The organism is Balneola sp., assembly GCA_003712055.1.
In the GTDB taxonomy this organism is placed as follows: Bacteria; Bacteroidota; Rhodothermia; order Balneolales; family Balneolaceae; genus RHLJ01.
In genome coordinates this window covers 408,814-426,702 of record RHLJ01000001.1, presented here as the reverse complement: position 1 = coordinate 426,702, position 17,889 = coordinate 408,814, and the positions used below count along the sequence as shown (strand labels likewise).

Here is a 17,889-nt window from a genome sequence, read left to right as displayed (position 1 = left end):
AGCTGCCTTGAGTTTTCTGTTATTTATCGTGGAGCTCTGAGACTTCTTGCTTTAACTTTTCGATCATTTCTGACTGGACATCAATCAACTCTTGCTGCTGCTTATTGATCTTATTCTGCTCAATCATGTACAGGGTTAATTCCTCAATTTTTTGAAGAAGTGTAGCATCCATTTCTCCAAGCTTGACGCCATTTTCGTTCACTTCTGCTTCACTTGGTACTTCAGGAAGATGATTGTTTTTAACTATGAATTGCTCTAAGTCTTCGAGAGGAAGGAGATCATAGTCAGGGTAGAAAACGAAATCCGGCCAGCCAGTAGCTTCAACAATAACTTCTTTTGAACGGATGGTGCCGTTGACTTCAAGTTCATTTCCGGGTGTTGTAGTACCAATCCCAACATTTCCAGCTTGTGCCAGAATTACATCTCCATCCGATTGTAGCTCAATTTCTGCTTCTCCAGAACCCAAATAAGTGATTACATAATCTGCATCAGCAGTATTATCACGGAAATAACCTCTAACACTTTCAGAACTATTAGAGATGCTATAGCCAGAAGCAGAACCTCCATCGCCATGTATATGAAGCGTTGAACTAGGAGAAGTAGTACCGATACCAAGATCATTACTAAAAAATGAATCTCCATTAGCATTTAACTTGACCATACTTGTTGCTCCACTATCCTTATCAAAAATGGTTAGGTAATGGCCTAATCCATCGGAGCCACCAAATCTTAAAATATTTTTTGTTCCTGTCGAGCTATTTCGTTCCCAGGTTGTCCAGTTACTCCATGCAGATGATCTATAGTCTAAGTATGCAGCTCCATTCACATATCTACTGGAAAGCGTGAAGTTGTTTGAACTACCAGAGTTCCGGTAGCCCAGTTTTAAGTCAATGGCATCAGACCCATCTGTAGATCCATAGAACCACCCCACATTTTGAGCGGATACAGTTTGAAAGCAAAAAATTGAAAGTAGTGCGAATAGAGAAAGTTTCGTTTTCATGGTTTTATCCTAGTGTTTGGCGATATAGAAATAGAAAAAAGCTTGACTCTCTTTCTTATATCATCGTTAAAATTAAGTCTCTTGAACCTCTTGAGACACTGGCCTTAAAGTCTATAGAATTACAATTATCTCAAAATAAAACGGTGACTAAATCTGGATATATCACTTACCACTTCATTTGTAGCGGGCAGTTTCTCCAAATAGGTTTTTTAATAACTCAAAAAGGTGTTTTTGCTTTTTATGAGCTATTAAAAAATAATTTCTTTCCGGATATGAATCTGATTGCCAAATGAGTTGTAATGTTCCATCCTCAAGGAACTCGTTTGCATTTTTCAATAAGGTCACACAAATCCCTTCTGTTTTGGTCAGTTCTTGAAGCATGAAATATTCATTGGGAATGATATAGTTGGTGAAAACTTTAGGCCTTTTCTTATTAAAGCAATGCAACCAGAACAATTTAATGAAGGGATTGGTAGACATGTGCGAGAACCAGATCTGTTGTTCCAGCCAATGTTGAATTTTTCGAAGGTCTTGATTCTCAGTGTGAATACTAATTTCGTTGGTGTCAATATTGGGGTGACCAACAATTACTAATGGAGAGCTTAGAATTTTATGAGAGAGTATATCAAAGGTTTGTACCTCATGATGAATTATCGCGGCGTCAATTTCTTGTTGATTGACCAGGTCGGTTAGAATTTCATTTCTCTCTTCAAATCGAATAGACAAGTGTTTGAAGTCGGTGAACTTGTTGGAAAGGAAACTTTTATATAGGTGTTCACTGATTCCAAGAACGTACAGTTTTTCCTCTTTCCTTACGTTTCGGCTGTACATTGATTCCACTTCTTCCAAAGTATCAAGAGATTCAATAATCAAGTTATTAAGGAATTTAGCGTTCTCAGTAGCTTCAACACCTTTTGATTTTCTGATAAACAATTTGTGCCCAACATAAGCCTCTAGCTTACTCATCTGATTAGTCACCGCTGGCTGGCTCATGAATAACTCCTCCGCAGCCTTTGAGTAGTTGCGGTGTTTGTAGACTGCTTTAAAGGTTCTATACCATTCAAGATTAACCATAGATATAAAAATAATTATAACATGAGGCAAAATAAGCTATTTCATTTGATATCATCAATTCAATAATCTTGCTCCGTCAACTTTAAAAAACTATAGTCAAATGAATACAATAGCATTAGTTACAGGAGCCAATAAAGGCTTAGGCCTTGAGACTGCTCGACAATTAGCAAAAGAAGGTTTGACTGTTTTAATGGCTTCAAGAAACAAGGAAAGAGGCAAAGAAGCAGTTCAAAAATTGAAAGAAGAAGGATTAGATGTGGAATTAGTACAACTAGAAGTTACTAGCGAAGCTGAAGTAGATTCCTTAGTACAGCATATCGATACTACCTATGGTAAGCTTGATGTGTTGGTAAATAATGCAGGGATCATGCATAGCGGAGAGCCAACAGGTGTTAATTCTTCTGAAATTGTGAAAGCCGAAGTATTAAAAGAAACATTCGATGTGAATTTCTTCGGCCTTGTAAGCCTTACTCAAAAACTATTACCACTACTCAAAAAAAGTAAGGAAGCCAGGATCGTAAATGTCTCAAGCATTTTAGGATCTAATACCGTCCAAAGTGATGAAAGCTCTCCATGGAGTGGAATTAAGCCCTTCGCTTATAATGCATCCAAATCTGCTTTGAATTCATTCACAGTGCATTTAGCGGCAGCTTTGAAGGATTCAAACATTAAAGTGAATTCGGCTCATCCTGGATGGGTGAAGACGGATTTAGGAGGTAAAAATGCTCCGCTGGAAGCACCGGAGGGAGCGAAGACTTCAGTGAGTTTATCATCTGCCGATTTTACGGGAAAGTTTGTGCACGATGGAGAAGAAATAGCCTGGTAGAAATTCAGGCTTCTTTGGTTAGCCATTTAGCCAAAGAATCATCCCAACCAATTAATAACAAAATTATGACGTTATGAAAAAATTATTTCTAATAGTATTAACCGTTCTTATTAATGTTCAAGTAGTATTTGCAGGAAATATCCTGGTAATAATATCTGAGGTTTCAGAAATGAAACTAAAAGGAGGATACGATTACCAAACTGGGTTTTACCTGAACGAATTGATGGAACCTGTCAAGATCTTTTTAGATGCAGGATATACGGTGACTTTTGCCACGCCTACAGGTCTGGCTCCGACATTAGATCCGGTGTCAGATACGCCGGATCATTTTTTGGATACGAGTCAGGAAAATTATAATGCGCATAGAGCGCTGTTCAATCGATTAATGCTAACCGATAAGGAGCATAGTCCGGTTGTAAGTTTTGCTCGTATTGATCAAATAGGTATTGAGAACTTTGACGCTATATTTGTTCCAGGTGGTCATGCTCCATTGGGCGACTTAGTGGCAAACGAATATCTAAGTAAGTTTCTGAATCACTTTCACGCTGAGTCAAAGCCAACAGGCCTGGTATGTCATGGGCCGGTAGCACTCTTATCTGCTTTGCCAAATAGCAAAGAGTTCGAGGTCGAAATGAGAGCTGGAAAAAAGGCAAAGCCAGGCGAAGGATGGATTTATGAAGGTTATAAAATGACTGTCTTTAGTAACTCAGAAGAAACTATTGCTACTAGGTATTACCTGGGAGGAGATGAGTTGTTTTACTGGCCAGAGGATGCGTTAACCAATGCCGGAGGAGATTACTCTAAAGGTGAGCAGGATTGGGCCCCTCATTTGGTAATAGACCGGGAGCTAATAACCGGTCAGAATAATAAATCATCTACGGCAGTGGGTGAGGCTATTCTCAAACTTTTGAATGATTGAGGTGGTCCTTCTTTGATCATAATTTGTTTGAGACCATTTAAATAAAAAAAGGCAGCTAAGTATTTAGCTGCCTTTTTTAACTCAGTTCTTTTTGAGTTCCGAGACTTCCTTTTTTAACTCTTCAATCATTGTTGATTGGACATCAATCAACTTTTGCTGTTGCTTGTTGATCTTATTCTGCTCAATCATGTACAAGGTTAACTCTTCGATTTTTTGAAGAATGGTAGCGTCCATTTCTCCAAGCTTGACTCCATGTTCTAATACTTCTGCTTCGCTTGGTACCTCAGGAAGATGGTTGTTTTCAGCAATGTATTGTTCCACTTCTTCTAGGGGAAGGAGATTGTAATTAGAGTAAAATACAAAATCCGGCCAGCCTGTGGCTTCTACAACTACTTCTTTAGAGCGGATGGTACCGTTGACTTCGAGTTCATTCTCAGGTGAATCAGTTCCGATTCCGATATTTCCATCTGGAGAAATAACCATTCTTTCTTCCGGGTAGCTTGACGCAACTCCCGAAGTGTAAAAACCTAAACTTACCCTTTGACCCCAACTCGAGTTAGCCGTCGCTTTGATGAGTGCTTTCCTTCCAGCCTGCGTTCCTGTCTGAGTATTTGCTGTATTAAATTCTGTACTGAGAACAATTTCTGCTGAATTATAAGTACTATCGTTTTGCTTACCTTGGACAATTAAGGTTCCCGGTGCATCAGGAGTATCACTTTTTATATGCAAAATAGAGTTAGGTGTACTAGTTCCAATACCCACATTTCCAGCTTGCCCCAGAATTACATCCCCATCTGATTGCAATTCAATTTCTGTTGCTCCGGTATTTTGGTAGGATATTATGTAATTAGAATTGTCAGAATCGTTAGAGAAATACCCATTTACATTATCAAAACTATTTGAAACTCTGTAACCGGAAGCTGATCCTCCTGTACCATATAAGTGAAGTATACTTTCTGGAGTTGCAGTACCAATCCCTATATTTCCAGAATTATTTATTGTTAATCTATACTCGGTATTAGAAACATCATATATACTAAAACCATACGTATTTACTCCTGTCTGCCAATTTAAAACATCACTGCCACTTGGGTAATATTGAATCCAGGCATGTTTATCGTTAGTTCCTTGTAGTCGAATCTGGTGATGTTCTGTTGAGCTAATTATATGAAAGGGTTTTGAAGGACTACTGGTTCCAATTCCAACATTTCCGGCATTGTAATAGATGTTAGTCCCTGTAGAATCCCAAAGGCTTTGAGCAGATACAGTTTTAAAGCAGAAAGTTGAAAGCAGGGTGAGTAGAAAAAGTTTAGTTCTCATGGTTTTTCCCAGTGTTTTTGTGATATAGAAATCGGAAATGCTTGACTCTCTTTCGTATATCTTGTTTAAAATTGAGTCTCTTGTAAATCTCTTGAGACAATGACTAAAAGTGTATAGAATTACTATTATCTCAAAATAAAAAAGGCAGCTAATTGCTTAGCTGCCTTTCATTTAAATAGTATGAGAGTTTACCCTAGTGGGCTGCTTCGCCTTCTCCGGTTTTTCCTCTCATGTATACAAATAATCCTGCAAACAGGACGATAAGTATGGCGGGAAGAATGGTCATATAACCAAGAGTAGCCTGTGGCCCGGCAGTATCAATAGATTCTCCCATAATTGGTAGAATGAGAGAGGTAGCTACCATCCCGGTTCCACCCATAATGGAAAGACCAAGTGCACCACTTTTTGGCACATATTCTGCAACGAAACCAATCATGGTTGGCCAGAAATAACAAATACCAAGTGCGAATACTACTGCAGATATCAAAGTTGGCGCTACTCCGCTTACCGTACTCAGTAAGTATAAGCCAGCTGTAGAAAGAATTGCAGATCCTAGTAACACGCCTGTAGGATTTAAGCGGTGAATGATTGGCCCGGCAAAGAATCTACCAACCGCCATAATTCCGGTAATTAATACCAGGATAAGGATTGGATTTACTCCACCATCGGTCAACAATGCGTTAATGAACTGGTTGGTTCCTAATTCGGAGCTTGCCGTTAAGAACATACAAATGAAGATGAAAGGGAAGAGTAACCCAATCTTATTTACAACTTTACCTTCGATGACTATTAGCGCCAGAAATCCAACTACGATGATGTAAGTAATATTAGAACCAAAGTCGATGCTTAGGCTTGGAATAGAAGCAAAAGCAATCATCACAGAAACAATAAGAATGATCGTATACGGAGCTGCCGTATTTTTCAACATGTCTTTATAGGAGACTCCACTGGTAACCCTTTCGGTTTCAGGAATTTCCTGCCCCATGAATAATACTCCATACCAGATTAATGGGATGAACAAGGTACCAACAAGTACCAGCCAGCTTAATCCAAGTGTATCAACAAGCAGGTAGGCCAATAAGCCACCAATTACAATTCCCCCGGGAAACCAAACATGGAAGCGATTTAACATTTTCGTTTTTGCATCAGGATAGAGTGTTGCAACAAGAGGATTAAATGCTGCTTCTACAAATCCATTTCCAAGACCAACAAACACATTAGAGACAAATAGCATAGTTTTATCGCGGGAAATGAGCATAAGAACCAATCCTATAAGCTGCATAAAGAAGGCCATCCAGATTACATTCTTTGTTTTTACAAGGTCGATAATTAATCCACCGGCAAACATCGCTATGGTGAATCCCCAAAAAGCAGGTCCAAATGCCCATCCAATTTCTGCTGCCGTTAGTCCAAAATCGGAGCTAAATACTCCTTCAATTTCAGCGCGTACGGCAAATGTAAGTGAGGTAACAGTGAGAGCCAGGCAACTACCCAAAAATAGCCGATCTCTGTTTATGGTATTTTCCATCTAGGTTGGTTTAGTTAAGGTTACTCGAAAGCTGATAAGTTGGCTTAACCTACTGCGTTTCAATCAATAATTAAAGCGCTTTTTTGCGCATTAAAGAGCGATTTTGTGAGAAAAAATCTCATGTCTACACGAAGAGGGAAATAAGCAGTACAGTTACAAAACCAGTAAGCGAAAGAATGGTGGTGGAAATGGTCCAGCTTTTAAAGGTTTCCTTTTCTGATAGTCCCAGATATTTACTTACCAACCAGAATCCGCTGTCGTTGACATGCGAGAGAATGGATGCACCCGAAGCAATTGCAATCACAAGCAGAGCTTTTTCTATTTCTGTTTCTGAAAGTATAAGTGGGGCAGTAAGACCGGCTGCAGTGATCATAGCAACCGTTGCTGAACCCTGTAAAATCCTTACCAATACGGCCGCAAGGTATGCAAACACTAAAAGACTGATGCCTTGCTCCGCAAAATAGGTAGCCAGCATTTCTCCAATTCCGGTGTCTACTAATACTTGTTTGAATACCCCGCCCGCACCGGTTAGCAAAATAATAATCCCGGCTGGTGCCATTGAACGGGTCATTATATCCAGCATTTTATCTCTTGGGGTATCTCTCTTTATCCCAAGTATATACCAGGCCAACAGGTTTGCAATGATGAGAGCGGTGAATGGGTGCCCAATCATCTTCATCCACTCTTTAATAGACGATGGGATAGCAGCTTCACCGAGTAAAGGACTATTGATCAAAGTATTAATTAGAATGAGTACTATCGGTACTCCAATAATGGAGAGAATAATGCCAATGGAAGGAGCATTTTCTACTTCAACCTGTTCATCGGTAAATTCGGGAGCCGCGACTTGAATCTTATTTGCTATGAACTTTGCGAATAAAGGTCCGCTCAATATGGCGGCAGGGATACCTACCAAAAAGCCGAATAGGATAATCCATCCCAAATCTGCTCCCAGAATATCTGCGACAGCTACCGGGCCAGGGGTTGGGGGGATGAAGGCATGGGTAATTGCAAGTCCACTCAATAAAGGAATTCCATACATGAGCAAGGACTTGCCGGTTTTTCGCTGAAGAGCATAAACGATTGGAACGAGAATGATGAAGGCCACATCAAAGAAAACCGGTATAGCTACGATAAATCCGGTTGCCATTAATGACCAGGAAGCACGTTCCTCCCCAAACCTGGAAATCATACTCTTAGCTAGTGCCTCGGCACCTCCTGAATATTCCAGGATAGCTCCAAACATAGCTCCTAGTCCTACAACGGTAGCTACAAATCCTAATGTACTCCCCATCCCTTCCTGAATTGTTGAAATCATTTCGGAAGGGGAGAGTCCGGCAAGGATTCCCACTACAATACTTGAAATAAGAAGGGAGATAAATGCCTGAATTTTAAAACGAAGAATAAGAAGGAGTAACAGGCCAATGCCTCCCAATACAGCTGCAATAAGTGTCCAATCAATCATTGTTTTCCCAGTTTGTGTGATAAAACGAGCCGGTTGGGTCGTTTTTTAGTTGATAGGTATGAGCTCCAAAAAAATCTCGTTGTGCCTGTATCATATTAGACGAAAGGTTTTCTGAAGTAATAGAAATCCAGTACTCGAACCCGGAGGAAAAGGCTGGAGTAGGTATCCTTGCATCTATACCTGATTTTACGACTTCAGATAAAGCCTTTTCAGCATCCCGGATCACTTGAAAAGATTCAGAGTGATTGAGAAGGGAGTCAGATTGCTTAAAAATTTCGGACAGTTCTTCCATAAGTCTGGAACGGATAATACAGCCATTGGTCCATATTCTGGCTAACTCAGAAAAATCTAAGCTCCAATTGTATTCCTTGGCTGACGCTCTTATTAATTCAAATCCCTGGTGGTGATTAACAATCCGTGCAGCTTTATAAGCGGTTTTTAGCGTCTGAATTTCTAATGATGAGTTTACGGATTCTGAGCTTACTTTTTTTGATAGTGATATCCTCTCTTCCTTTTTATTGGAAACATATCGAGCAAAAACTGAGGAAGACATCATTGTGTTTACAACTCCGGTTTCTAGTGCAGCAATGGTAGACCATGATCCGGTTCCTTTACTGCCGGCTGCGTCTAAAATTTGGTCTATAAGATAACCGTGTTCATTCTGATGCAGGAGAATTTCAGCAGTGATCTCCAAAAGATAACTTTCTAATTCACCTTTATTCCATTCCGAGAATATTTCAGAAATCTGTTCATTGGAGTAGTTCTGCTTTAAGATGGAGTACGATTCAGCGATAAGCTGCATTTCTACATACTCGATTCCATTATGCACCATCTTTACAAAATGCCCACTGCCTTGTTCACCAATAAAAGTACAACAGGGATTTTGAGAGGTGTCTTTTGCGGCTATGGATGTGAGTATCTGCGACACCATTTCATACGCTTCTTTCATACCCCCGGGCATTAAAGAAGCACCGTATCGAGCGCCTTTTTCTCCCCCCGAAATTCCCACTCCCAGAAAATGAATATTGCGGGTTTTAGAGAGCTCGTCCATTCTTCGCTGGGTATCTTTGAAGTGTGAATTACCGCCGTCAATCAGTATATCACCCTCTTCCAAAAATGGGAGAAGTTGTTGTATTACAAGATCAATAACAGGACCAGCTTTAACCATTATCAGGATTCTTCTTGGCCTTTCAAGCGAAGCGATAAATCCTGCTTCATTTGTGAAGCCTGATAATTGATCGTAACCCGAATTCTTTTCAAGAAAGGAAGAAACTGTCCCTTTTTCGGAGCCCTCATCACGATTGAATACTGAAATGGAAAAGCCTTTTTCCAGCATATTGAGTGCCAGGCTGCTACCCATCACTCCGAGCCCATACACTCCTAGTTTAGATTTACTCATGTTCTTTAAAATATTCGATGATTTCTCCCACGATTTCAGTTGGGGTATTTTCAATGGAAACTTTCAGGCATTCTATTGGTTCTTCAAGGCTTTCAAATTGTGATTTTAGCAGAGCAGGGGGCATAAAGTGTCCTTTTCTGGCTTCCATGCGTTGAACAATAAGTTGATGAGAGCCTTCCAGAAAAACCCATCGAACCAAATTGGATGAGCCTTCAAGAATATCCCGGTATTTTTCTTTTAGTGCTGAGCAGGCTAATACTGCACCCCGAGCCTCATTCCATTCTGCTATTTTGTTCGAGAGAGTTTCCAGCCATGGGAAACGGTCATCATCATTAAGCGGAACTCCAGCTTTCATCTTTTCTACATTTGAAACAGGATGGAAGTCATCTGCATCAAAAAAGGGGATACTTAATGCTGTAGATAGTTTTTGGGCAATGGTAGTTTTACCAGAACCACTCACTCCAAAAATTATATAGACAGGGGGCATAGATTAAAATTATTGCTTCCAGAAGCTTGGCGAAAAAATAATCAATACTGTAATGATTTCAAGTCGGCCAATCATCATTAATAGTATAAGTACCCATTTTGCGAGAAATGGAAGCTGTGCGAAGCTATCTGTAGGCCCAAAGTCACCCCAACCCGGTCCAATATTGCCGAGAGCTGAGATACTTGCACCCACTGAAGAAAGGAGATCGTACCCAAATAAACTGATTGCAAAAGCTCCGATTGCAAATATGAATAGATATAAAATAAAAAAGCTCAGTACGGTACGTTGAATATTAGCATCGATAGCCTGTTCTCCAATTCGAACAGGAAGAATCGCTTTAGGGTGAATGATTTGTTTGATTTCTCTTCCTGTATTTCGAATTAAGATCATCCAGCGAATCATTTTAATCCCTCCGCTGGTTGAACCTGCGCTTCCTCCGGTAAAGAAAAGAAGGAACAGTATGAATGCTCCAAAAGAATACCAAAGCTCATAATCATCTGTGCCAAAACCAGTACTGGTTATAATTGCTACTACCTGGAAGGATCCATACCGAAGAGCTTCTAACAAGGATCTTCCATCAAAATGCCACAGTGAAAAAGAGATGCCCAGGATTCCAATAAGTGTTATTAACGCATAGAACCGGGTTTCTCTATTGCTGAAAAAGGTCTTGCTGTCTCCATTCAATAACCGAAAATGCATCGCAAAGTTTATCCCGGCAAGGAACATGAATATGGCGATGATGATGTCTATATAAGCAGAATCAAAAGCTGCGATATTGGCATTTTTGGTTGAGAAACCACCAGTAGCAAGGGTGGCAAAGGCATGATTGAGTGCTTCGAACCAATCCATCGCCGGGTGGATCCAGAGAAGAACAAATTCTAGTCCTGTTAACGCTACATACACTACCCAAAGTAACTTTGCTGTTTCCTGTACACGTGGAGTCAGTTTGTCTGCGGTTGGTCCGGGAGATTCAGCCTGGAAGAGCTGCATTCCTCCAATCCCCAATAAAGGAAGAATGGCCAGAGATAGAACGATGATTCCCATGCCTCCAAGCCAATGTGAAAAAGAACGCCAAAAGAGAAAGCTTTTTGGTAATTCTTCAATCATTGGGTTGGCAAAACCATTACTGGTGATGCCTCCCATTATAGTTGAGCCTGTGGTAGTTAATCCACTCATGGTCTCGAAAACAGCATCGGTGTAGTGAGGAAGCACTTTAGCTATGATGAATGGCAATGCGCCCACCAAAGAAAGAAGGAGCCAGGTTAAACTTACTACCATGAAGCCTTCTCTAATACGGGCTTCTTCTTTAGGCTTAAAGAAATACCAGAGCCCCCCTCCGACTGCGAAAGCAATGCCAGAAGAGATCAGCCATGAATCCCAATGATGCTCTACATAAATCAGATCGATTATCAATGGAAGCAGAAAGGCAAAACCCATGAAAAAGATAAAAGAACCAAGGATGCCAAAAACAACTTTGAAGTCGATAAGAGGGCGGCTTAGGGTGCTTATGGAGCCTCGTTGAGCCACTATTGAAACAAATTGGTTACTTTATCAATAGCCTCAGGGAGGCAGAATACCATAACACGGTCATTTGCTTTTATAACTGTAAAACCAGTGGCTATTTCTACCGAACCTTCACATAAAACGCCACCTATTACACACCCATTAGGGAGTTTGAGCTTTCGGATTTCTTTTCCAACTACTTTCGATCTAGAAGATATTTGTAGCTCGATTACTTCAGCTTTAATTCCACGAAGCTCAGTAACAGAAATAACCTTTCCTTTACGAACAAATCGGTGAATCTCGTTTGAAGCCGCTACTTTTTTGTTCACTACTGCGTCCAGTCCAATAGTTTGACTGAGGGGGATAAAATCTGGCTTAGAAACTAAAGCTACTGTCTTTTTTACTTCCAGATGTTTAGCCATTAAACAAGAAATGATATTCGACTCCTCGTCATCGGTAACGGCTATAAAGGCATCCATATCAGTGATTCCTTCTGTTGCCAGTAAGTCAGGGTCGGTAGGGTTCCCGTGAAGAATCATTGCATTTTTAAGTTCTATGGCTAATTCTTCTGCTAGATCATAGTCGGGCTCAATTACTTTAACGCTCCAGTTTTTCTTAGGATCTTTGCACAACAGCCGGGCAATCATGGCTCCCATGGTAGAGCCTCCTGCAACCATAACCCGGTTTAATTCGGTTTCCTTTTTTCCTGTTGTCTTGATTACATCCGGGATATCTTCGGTTTTAGCCAGTACAAAAATCTGATCGTAGGCCTGCAATTTCATCGATCCTCTTGGAATCAATGTTAAGCCTCTTCGACCAATGGCTACCACCCTGAAAATGATGTCAGGATACTCAGCAGCATACTGCTCTAAAGATTTTCCGCTAAGAGGGGAGGAACGTTCGAGCCGGACACCGATTAATTGCATCTGGCCTTCAGCAAGGTTAATAAGATCACTTGCTGCCGATCGTTTTAAGAGCTGTACAATTTCCTGGGCAGCACTCAACTCCGGATGTATCATAACATCGATACCCAAATCCCTGGAGGTAACAGGGGCATTATGCTGGGTAAATTCATCGCTCCGAACCCTGGCTATAACCATTTTGGCTCCAAGCCTTTTACTGATCATGGAAGTAATCATATTTACTTCATCAATACTGGTTGCAGAAATAACAACATCTGCGGTCCCAACTCCTGCTTTTACCAGGTCTTTACCTGAGGTAGCATTACCCTCAACGGTAAGAACGTCTAAAGATTCGATCACTCTGGTGAGGCATTCTTTCTCTCGGTCTAAAACCGTTACGTCATGCTTTTCTTTGGATAAAACACTAGCCAGATCATATCCAATTTCTCCGGCTCCTATAATTACGATCTTCAAATGAAATCGAGTTGAGTGAGTTGATAAAAGGTGAATTCAAACTAAGAAACAACCCATAAATACTAAAGGGGTCATTCCGCGACGTATGTCAGGAATCTAGATTGGTTTTGAAGACTCAAATCTTTCTCTTCATCCAAATTTAGATTCCTGCCTTCGCAGGAATGACACTTAAATCATATTAGAATCTTGATCAGATTTCTTATCTCAATTCACACTAACCAAAAAAGCTACCATGTTTTTATTTCAAATAAAAGAATGTAAAGCAGGTACTTATTGAGTAGTAACAATTACATCAACACTGATCGGTCTGGATTGACTTACCTTTAAATCAGAAACCTCAACAGTAAATCTATTTTGTCCTCGGATTAATCTAGGGCTCAATTGAGAACCTCTTCCGATCTCTTCACCAGCTTGTTTCCAGATTATTTGAACTTCCGATAACGGACGATTTAAAGCAGGGATTTTGACTACTGTAGTTGGATTCACCGGGTTCCAGTCTACAATCAACGGAGTAGCAGGTTCTGTGAATTTCAAAGGCTCAACTACATTAATCGTGAAAGGACGCCTACTTAATTCCATTCCCAAAGGAGTCCAGGCTAAATGGAAGGTTTGTTCTCCAGCAGCACTTGCTCTCCAGGAAGTCTCATAAAAATTCTGGTTCGCGAATGTCCATGAATCAGATACACCCATAGTTGGAATAGATAAGACTCCACCCACAACAATTTTTTCAGGATAGGAAGGGGAGACATCGGGTACTCTTACCGGATTTATTTCTAGGATGGTTGAGTCAGCTGAGTTTGGTAGTCCGCGTCCATCATTCTGTATCAGAGTTACTCTATAGGTTCTCGGCTCATCAACAGTAAACTGAGGGAATGGAAGGGCTTGTCCATCCAATTTCCAAGTGGTGGTTAATAAATCTCCATCCCTGTCTTGTCCAAGTCCGGATCGTAGATTTACCTGCTGGTTTTGATAAATAATAGCTGGTCCTTCTATGGTAGGTAGAGGACTGCTATTAGCGAAGAAATACTTCTCCATAGTAACCACGTTATTTGATGCAGCAGAATTATCGCGGATTTCTAAATTCACTTTATGACGTCCTGGAGTAATAGCTTTTACCAGTTCGCTTGCATTATAGCTCACAAAACCATCATCAATATACCACTTGAACTGCTTGATGAATCCATCAGGGTCACTACTTGCAAAAGCATTAAGTTCTAAATCTTCACCTGCTACAATATTGTCTGGTAGTTCCCATACAATTGTGGGAGGAGCATTCACTTTTATGGATTTTGTGAGACTAACCGTATTGCAATCAGTATCTGTATTTGTTTCCAGGTAAAGGGTAACGAAGTATTCCCCGGGCTCATTAAAGGTATGTGTAGTAGTGAGGCCATCCAGCTCCTGGCTTCCCGATTCAGTATCAATCATCCACTTAGCTGTTCTAAATCCTCCATCTGCTGACGAGGCAGATCCATCAAGGATGATCGGTTCACCAGGTGCTATCCATTCTGGTAAGTCGAAGGAGGCAACCGGGCCTTCTACAACAGTAACCTTTGCAGTAGCCTGGCTGATATTACTACACTGTCCTGATCCTGAACCTACAACGGTAAGAGTAACCGTGTATTCACCTGGCTCAGTGAAGATATGCTCAAATCGTGCACCTGTAGCTGAATTTCCATCACCCATATCCCAACTCATGGCAGGCAGGGACCCTGATGGATCAGTACTTTCAGATCCATCGAACATGAGCGCGGTATTCACACAGATGGTGGCTTCTGCTAAATTCAATTTTGCTACTGGCGAGCCCTCAATAATGACGGGAATCTTAGCTACTGAACTTTGACCCGAAAATCCATCGGATAAAGTAAGTTTTGCTTCATAAACGCCCGGAGTTTCATAAACATAGGAAGGATTAGCTTCGTCGGAGGTAACTCCATTTCCAAAATCCCATTGTGCTCTAAATGCATCACCATCAGGATCGAAACTCCTTGAACTATTAAACAAAACCGTCTGGCCACTACATGAAGTTATAACCGAATCAACAACCGCCTGAACAGGTCGGTTAACCATTACCCTGATAGATTCACTGTTGACACTATTAGAAAGTCCTAGTCCATCGTCTAAAGTAAGGCCAATGAAATGAATCCCTGGAGATGGAGCAGTCCAACTAAAAGATGATTCCTTTCGTTTTGTGCCATCAGGTAACGTCCATTCATAAGTAATGGCATCATTGTCCAGATCGTAGCTTTCAGAAGCATCCAACCGCACAGTTGTCGAATTTGACCGTACCACGGTTTCGGTAACGATATAAGGTTGATGATTTACGTTAACGAATCCTTCAACTGTAGAAGTAGAATTTTCCAGTCCGTCATTATCGGTAACAGTAATAGTAAATCTCTTTATCCCGCCTTCCGAAAATATTCGCTGAATTTGCATTCCTTTGAGCTCTGTACCGTCCTCAAAACGCCATAAGTAACTGTCTATATTACCGTCAGGATCAACTGATTGATCAGCAAAGAATTTGATTTCGGTATTAGGTACGATTTCAGTAGGCTCAGTTCTCCAACCCGGAATAGGGGGCTGGTTCACTCGTACTTGTTTTGAGCTAAAGCCTTTTGCCTGATCAAATCCGGAGTCATCAGTTACATATAATGAAATGGTATGCAAACCAGATTCAGTTAATGTAATAGTATTCGTTCTTCCTATACCCGCAGCCGATCCATTGGCTTCCCATTCATATTTGCTAATGGCTCCATCAGCGTCGGTACTGGTGCTTGCATCAGCTGTAAATGCTATTCCAGGTGCAACTACTTCAGGTATTTCAAAAGAAGCGACAGGGTAGCTGTTAACAACAATTACGTGTTCTGAAGTTTGAACACTGTTTCTAAGATTTGAGCCATCATCGACGGTCAGTCTTACGGTATAGCTTCCCGTTCTTTGGTAGGTATGATCAACCTGAGGACCTGATGCTCTGTTTCCATCACCAAAATCCCAGTCATAAGAGGCTAATTCTGATTCAGCGTCAGAACTTTGAGTGGCAGCAAAAGTAACTTTTGCAGTAGAAGTAATTGGTACTGCTGTAATAATTGGGCTTGGGGGGGCATTTACATGAACAACTTGGGTAAGACTTTGAACAGAGTTGCTTACTCCTCGCTGATCATCAACAGTAAGTTTGATTTCATAATCGCCTGGATTACTTAGTGATAGAGTGGAAACATCACCTCGAGCTACTTCTTCATCGTTTACAGTCCATATATATATTAATGGATCCTGATTAGGATCTTCTGATTCAACGCCGTTTAAAGCGAAAATATCACCCGGTGCTACATAACCAGGTACTGAAAACTCAGGAACAGGTGCTGCATTAACTTCATACACCTGATTGACAGAGTAGGCTGCATTTTGAGCTCCTGAACCATCATTTACTGTCAATCGCACTGGGTAAACACCAGGCTGTTGGTGCTGAACTACGATGCTCTCAGCAGTTGAATTTTGAGGAATTCCAATTCCAGCCCAAAGGTATGTCAGCTGATCATTATCCGAGTCGGTTTGATTTGATACTTTCAATACGATCTCATCGTCAGTACCAGAAACGGGTGCCACATCTATCTCGGCATAGGGCTGAGTATTTACACGTACCTGAACTTCTTGTTCAGAAATACTACAATTTAATGAGGTGCCTCCATCAGCTACTTGTATAGAAATAGTGTAAAGTCCTGAGACAGTGTTTGAGAAATCAAAACTTGGACCAGTATTACGGCGAGTTCCATTTACGAACCATGTTATATCAACTTCTTGTCCTTCAAGATCATAAGATTCAGCAGCGGATAATGTGAGAACTTCTGAAGGAGATATAATTTCTTTTGGGGATTCTAAGCGGGCAATAGGAGGGGTGTTAACAAAAACGATTTTTGTATACGCCCAATATTCCGGGAAATAAGAACGCTCATTAGGGATAAGAACATCAACCGGGATTTGCCCTCGATCTTCAAATGCGATGGTAGGGCCACTACCTGTACTTATTACCTCACTGTTTAATATCCATTGAGCACTTCCAAGATCACGTTGAGTAAAAACGTTACCAGAAAGCTCAAACCTTTTATTGGTACAGCGAGTGGCTTCAATTTCATTAATGCTTAGAGAAGGTTTCTCTAATTCATTGAGTGCAATGGGCTCGAATTCCCAGAGTACAGGTTCTTGTTGCCCAAATACAGTGAGGGTATTTAGCCAGCTTTGAGAGCCTCCAATTTGAAGTCCCCAGTTATTATCAATACCAAATCGTTGAGAAGGCATATCAGAATCTGCTACTGGGTAGGTTTCTCCAAAAGCATCGATAATAGTTATGCGAGAGTCTTCCTGACCATTTATTGAGAGGTTTGGGGCATCAGCTCCAGGATCAAGAATGTGAGGTTTTAACTGAAACAGTGTATTAGCACTGGAGCGATAAACACCTACTGAAAGGTCGATAGCCACCACTTTCCAGGCGCTGCCACTTAATACTTGTCCTGTTGGTGATACAACCCGGAAATTAAAACTATTTACATCATCTCCCTCATCTGTAGTAACTCGAACTATATACCCATTTGGGCCAGGTGAAATATCGGCTAAGGGAACCCATCTATTTTTAAAACGTTCTTCGCTTTTGGTAACAAGACTATTTTGTGCGGTTGGTGAACCTGAAAGCGTTGCTACTGAATTACCTGTGGTTCGATATAATTCATCAAATCGGAATAATTCGAACGTAGTAACCGTATTCGCATCTTCTTGAGTTATTAAATCAACGGCGCCTCCCAAACCAGCATCAAAAATCTGAAGGCTTCCATTCTGAGCATTAGCTCCGGGTTTAATCCATATATCATATAAGTGGCGATTATCGCCACTTTGAATATCTACATTTTGTCCGGAGATAGAGAGGTACATCTCCTGGCTATACCCAGAAAACCCAGAAACAAAAAAAGCGATAACAAGTGTTATTCGTTTAAACATGTTCCG

At 40.8% G+C, this 17,889-nt stretch carries 12 protein-coding genes; 2 read left to right on the top strand and 10 right to left on the bottom strand.

All coding sequences use genetic code 11. The features are described 5' to 3' along the window. Window positions 1–19: 19 nt before the first annotated feature. On the bottom strand, window positions 20–1,000 hold the full coding sequence (locus ED557_01940) for a hypothetical protein (protein ID RNC85556.1): 981 nt from the start codon (window positions 998–1,000) through the stop codon (window positions 20–22). A gap of 174 nt (window positions 1,001–1,174) precedes the next feature. Next, window positions 1,175–2,104, bottom strand: a complete 930-nt coding sequence (locus ED557_01935; protein RNC85555.1) for a LysR family transcriptional regulator — start codon at window positions 2,102–2,104, stop codon at window positions 1,175–1,177. 70 nt (window positions 2,105–2,174) lie between these two features. Here ED557_01935 and ED557_01930 point away from each other — a divergent pair, with 70 nt between their 5' ends. Continuing rightward, a complete protein-coding gene (locus tag ED557_01930) occupies window positions 2,175–2,900 on the top strand; it encodes an SDR family oxidoreductase (GenBank protein ID RNC85554.1) in 726 nt (241 codons plus the stop codon). Window positions 2,901–2,973: 73 nt separating this feature from the next. Beyond that, window positions 2,974–3,819 (top strand): type 1 glutamine amidotransferase domain-containing protein, encoded by an 846-nt coding sequence (locus ED557_01925; GenBank protein ID RNC85553.1) that lies wholly within the window; start codon window positions 2,974–2,976, stop codon window positions 3,817–3,819. Between the two features lie 81 nt (window positions 3,820–3,900). On the opposite strand, the gene ED557_01920 is transcribed toward ED557_01925, so the two are convergent. The 8 genes from ED557_01920 to ED557_01885 all read right to left on the bottom strand — a co-directional run bounded on the left by ED557_01920 (window position 3,901) and on the right by ED557_01885 (window position 17,883). Further along, entirely contained in the window at window positions 3,901–5,139 is a 1,239-nt protein-coding gene (locus ED557_01920) for a hypothetical protein (protein RNC85552.1), read from the bottom strand. A 193-nt stretch (window positions 5,140–5,332) separates the two neighbouring features. Further along, complete coding sequence (locus ED557_01915) at window positions 5,333–6,667, bottom strand: MFS transporter (GenBank protein ID RNC85551.1); 1,335 nt, start codon at window positions 6,665–6,667, stop codon at window positions 5,333–5,335. Window positions 6,668–6,791: 124 nt separating this feature from the next. After that, a complete protein-coding gene (locus ED557_01910) occupies window positions 6,792–8,132 on the bottom strand; it encodes a gluconate transporter (protein ID RNC85550.1) in 1,341 nt (446 codons plus the stop codon). Next, the gene (gnd, locus tag ED557_01905; protein ID RNC85549.1) at window positions 8,125–9,531 is read right to left on the bottom strand and encodes a decarboxylating NADP(+)-dependent phosphogluconate dehydrogenase; all 1,407 of its coding nucleotides are present in this window, start codon (window positions 9,529–9,531) and stop codon (window positions 8,125–8,127) included. The genes ED557_01910 and gnd overlap by 8 nt, the downstream gene beginning before the upstream one ends. Then, window positions 9,524–10,018: a gluconokinase gene (locus ED557_01900; protein ID RNC85548.1), complete on the bottom strand. Its 495-nt coding sequence runs from the start codon at window positions 10,016–10,018 to the stop codon at window positions 9,524–9,526. Before ED557_01900 ends, gnd begins: the two co-directional genes overlap by 8 nt. A 9-nt stretch (window positions 10,019–10,027) precedes the next feature. Then, window positions 10,028–11,455, bottom strand: coding sequence for a TrkH family potassium uptake protein (locus ED557_01895; GenBank protein ID RNC86143.1), 1,428 nt, complete (start codon window positions 11,453–11,455; stop codon window positions 10,028–10,030). Between the two features lie 89 nt (window positions 11,456–11,544). Continuing rightward, window positions 11,545–12,897, bottom strand: a complete 1,353-nt coding sequence (gene trkA / locus ED557_01890; protein ID RNC85547.1) for a Trk system potassium transporter TrkA — start codon at window positions 12,895–12,897, stop codon at window positions 11,545–11,547. A 270-nt stretch (window positions 12,898–13,167) separates the two neighbouring features. Beyond that, entirely contained in the window at window positions 13,168–17,883 is a 4,716-nt protein-coding gene (locus tag ED557_01885) for a PKD domain-containing protein (protein ID RNC85546.1), read from the bottom strand. Window positions 17,884–17,889: the final 6 nt, after the last annotated feature.